The organism is Flavobacterium sp., from assembly GCF_044373165.1.
GTDB lineage: Bacteria > Bacteroidota > Bacteroidia > Flavobacteriales > Flavobacteriaceae > Flavobacterium.
In genome coordinates this window covers 1-3,157 of record NZ_JBILQL010000131.1, presented here as the reverse complement: position 1 = coordinate 3,157, position 3,157 = coordinate 1, and the positions used below count along the sequence as shown (strand labels likewise).

Annotated in this window: 4 protein-coding genes and 1 tRNA gene; 4 read left to right on the top strand and 1 reads right to left on the bottom strand. The window is 38.3% G+C overall.

Translation table 11 applies throughout. The features are described 5' to 3' along the window. A partial coding sequence (locus ACIQ32_RS11565) for an NAD(P)/FAD-dependent oxidoreductase (protein WP_396195838.1) occupies positions 1-636 on the bottom strand: 636 nt, incomplete at its 3' end. Between the two features lie 149 nt (positions 637-785). Between ACIQ32_RS11565 and ACIQ32_RS11560 the strand changes: the two genes are divergently transcribed. The 4 genes from ACIQ32_RS11560 to ACIQ32_RS11545 form a co-directional block, all read left to right on the top strand. Beyond that, positions 786-860 (top strand) — tRNA-Pro (locus tag ACIQ32_RS11560). A gap of 316 nt (positions 861-1,176) precedes the next feature. Beyond that, positions 1,177-1,785, top strand: coding sequence for a uridine kinase (udk, locus tag ACIQ32_RS11555; protein WP_396195839.1), 609 nt, complete (start codon positions 1,177-1,179; stop codon positions 1,783-1,785). A gap of 11 nt (positions 1,786-1,796) precedes the next feature. Beyond that, positions 1,797-2,150: a septum formation initiator family protein gene (locus ACIQ32_RS11550; RefSeq protein ID WP_396195837.1), complete on the top strand. Its 354-nt coding sequence runs from the start codon at positions 1,797-1,799 to the stop codon at positions 2,148-2,150. 9 nt (positions 2,151-2,159) lie between these two features. Next, positions 2,160-3,157, top strand: a 998-nt coding sequence (locus ACIQ32_RS11545) for a methylmalonyl-CoA mutase family protein (RefSeq protein WP_396195836.1), incomplete at its 3' end; no start/stop codon positions are given.

Genomic DNA, 3,157 nt, shown 5'->3' with positions numbered 1-3,157 from the left:
AACTTCAACAGTATCGTGATTCATCAATATCTCAATATTTTCAGTTTTGCGAACGCGCTCTTCCATAATTTTAGAAGCTCTAAATTTCTCGCTTCTCACCAACATCGTTACTTTTTTACACAATTTAGAAAGGTAGTGCGCTTCTTCACAAGCCGAATCTCCTGCCCCTACTATCACTACTTCTTGGTTACGGTAGAAAAAACCATCGCAAACCGCACAAGCCGAAACACCGCCACCCATTTGTAAATAGTGTTGCTCCGAAGGCAATCCTAAATACTTAGCAGAAGCACCGGTGGATATAATTACAGTTTGTGCATGAATCTCTTTAGTATCGTTGATCCAAACTTTATGAATCGGACCCGAAAAATCAACTTTAGTTGCCCAACCGTCGCGAACATCTGTTCCAAAGCGTTGGGCTTGTGCTTGCAATTGCACCATCATTTCCGGTCCGGTCACACCATCTGGATAACCCGGAAAGTTTTCTACTTCATTAGTAGTAGTTAATTGTCCTCCGGGCTGAGTTCCTTGGTAAAGCACAGGGTTCATATTGGCTCTGGCTGCATAAATCGCTGCAGTATAACCTGCAGGACCGGAACCTATAATAAGGCATTTAATTTTTTCTATAGTATCAGACATGATTTGTAGTTTGTTTAGGGTGCAAATGTAACAGATTAAAATGATAAAAATACGCTCTCCAAATCGGAAATAACTATAAAAAAATAATTTTATATTATGCTTTGAAAAACAAATAATAGATTTATATTTGCACTCCCTTAAAGGGAATTCGGGGTGTAGCGTAGCCCGGTTATCGCGCCTGGTTTGGGACCAGGAGGTCGCAGGTTCGAATCCTGCCACCCCGACTAATAAATCCTTTCTGATTAATCAGGAGGGATTTTTTATTTTAAAGAAATTCAGGTTTACCTGAAAATTTGTTTGAAATAAAAAAGCACTACAGTTTGACAAAACTGCCAAAGGATTTATTGGTAATAGAGCCTAAATTCAGGTTCATAAAATAATCTTGTCAAAATCCTTCAACATATAGAAACCGTTACCTCTTACTTGTTTTTGCTAACTTCTATTTTCTTTTCTCGACTTTCTTTTTCTTTTCTCTAAAAAATAAAATGCGCTTCCGATATAATTTCTATTTTTGTGTTCAGTAAAACAACACAACTCTTTATGCTGATTATCGGAATTGCCGGCGGAACCGGAAGCGGAAAAACTACTGTCGTTCACCAAATTATGAATGAATTGCCCCAAACAGAAGTGGGTGTGATATCTCAAGACTCCTATTACAAAGAAAACAACAACTTGAGCTTTGAAGAAAGAGCCTTAATCAATTTTGACCATCCACGTGCCATCGATTTTGACCTTTTGGTGCAACATTTAAAAGAGTTAAGAGCCGGAAAAACCGTAGAACAACCTGTATACTCCTTTATTACACACAATAGAACCGACGATTCTATTATAACTCATCCCAGAAAAGTAATGATTGTAGAAGGTATTTTAATCCTCACGAATCCGGAACTTCGCGAATTATTTGATGTGAAAATTTTTGTTCACGCCGATTCAGACGAACGATTAATTCGCCGTTTAAAAAGAGACATCGCCGAACGAGGAAGAGATATGGAAGAAGTGTTGAATCGCTATCAAACTACACTCAAACCCATGCACCAACAGTTCATTGAGCCTACCAAAGCCTTTGCCGATATCATCATCCCTAATGACAAATACAATACGGTGGCAATTGATGTAGTTAGAGCCGTTATCAATCAAAGAATTACCTAAATTTATCCGAAATGAGCTTCTTTAAAAACCTAACCGATGCCTATCCTATCCTAAAAATTTTAGGAAACCGATATGTTATTGTGTTGTGTTTTTTCACTATCTGGATGCTTTTTTTAGACAATACTTCTTATATGGAACACCGAGTGCTAAACAAACAACTCGATGAACTCGAAGACAACAAAAAATACTATCAGGAAGAAATCAAAAAGGATGAAGAAAACATCAAACTCCTCAAAAACCCTGACCAAATAGAAAAATATGCTCGCGAAAAATATTATATGAAACGCGACAGCGAGGATGTTTACATCATCGAATTTGAAGAAGATTCCCTGAAAGAAGAACAATCCAAGTCAAAATCTTTATAAACGCTAATCATGGCAGACAATTTATTCAATGAGTTCGAACCGGTGTCTTCCAAACAATGGAAACAACAAATTCAATACGAACTCAAAGGCGCCGACTATAACGAAACCCTGGTTTGGGAAAGTCCGGAAGGCCTCAAAGTCAAACCTTTTTACCACATCGATGAATCGGAAATAAAATTTTCTGTAAAACCCACAGAAACTCGATTTTCTATACTGCAAAACATCTTTGTACACGATGTAGCCAAATCGAATAAAAGGGCTTTAGAAACTTTAAATCGAGGTGCCGAGAGCATTCGTTTTACCCTAGAAAATGATGCGGTTAACTTGGAAGCCCTGATGCAGAATCTGCCGCTTTCTAATACCAAGTATTTTTTTTATTTGCCTTTCCTTTCAATCGATTTCGTAACTACAATTAACGATTTCGCCGCTAAGTACAAAGTCGATATCGTAATTCAAATCGATCCGATCGGCCAATTGGTAAAAGACGGCAACTGGTTCGAAAACTTAGATAAGGATTTTGAAAAACTAAACCAAATCGCTTCCAAAACAGCGATTCCATTCTTAACCATCAACAGCGGTACTTACCAAAATGCCGGTGCCAATATGGTACAGCAGTTAGCCTATATTTTAGGACAAGTGAATGAGTATTTCAACCGAATTCCCAACCTCAACCAACCCATAACCGTCGAGGTTTCAGTAGGCACGAATTACTTCTTCGAAATCGCCAAATTGCGTGCGTTGCGACTATTATTCAGCACCTTAGCGAAAGAGTATAACCACAATGCGGATTGCCATATCATCGCCACGCCAACCAAACGCAACAAAACTTTATACGATTATAATGTAAATATGCTGCGTACCACCACCGAATGCATGAGTGCTATTTTAGGCGGTGCCAATAGTATAGCGAATCTGCCATACGATACGTTGTACCACAAAGACAATGAGTTTGGAGACCGAATAGCTCGTAACCAATTGTTGGTATTAAAACATGAAAGCTATTTTGA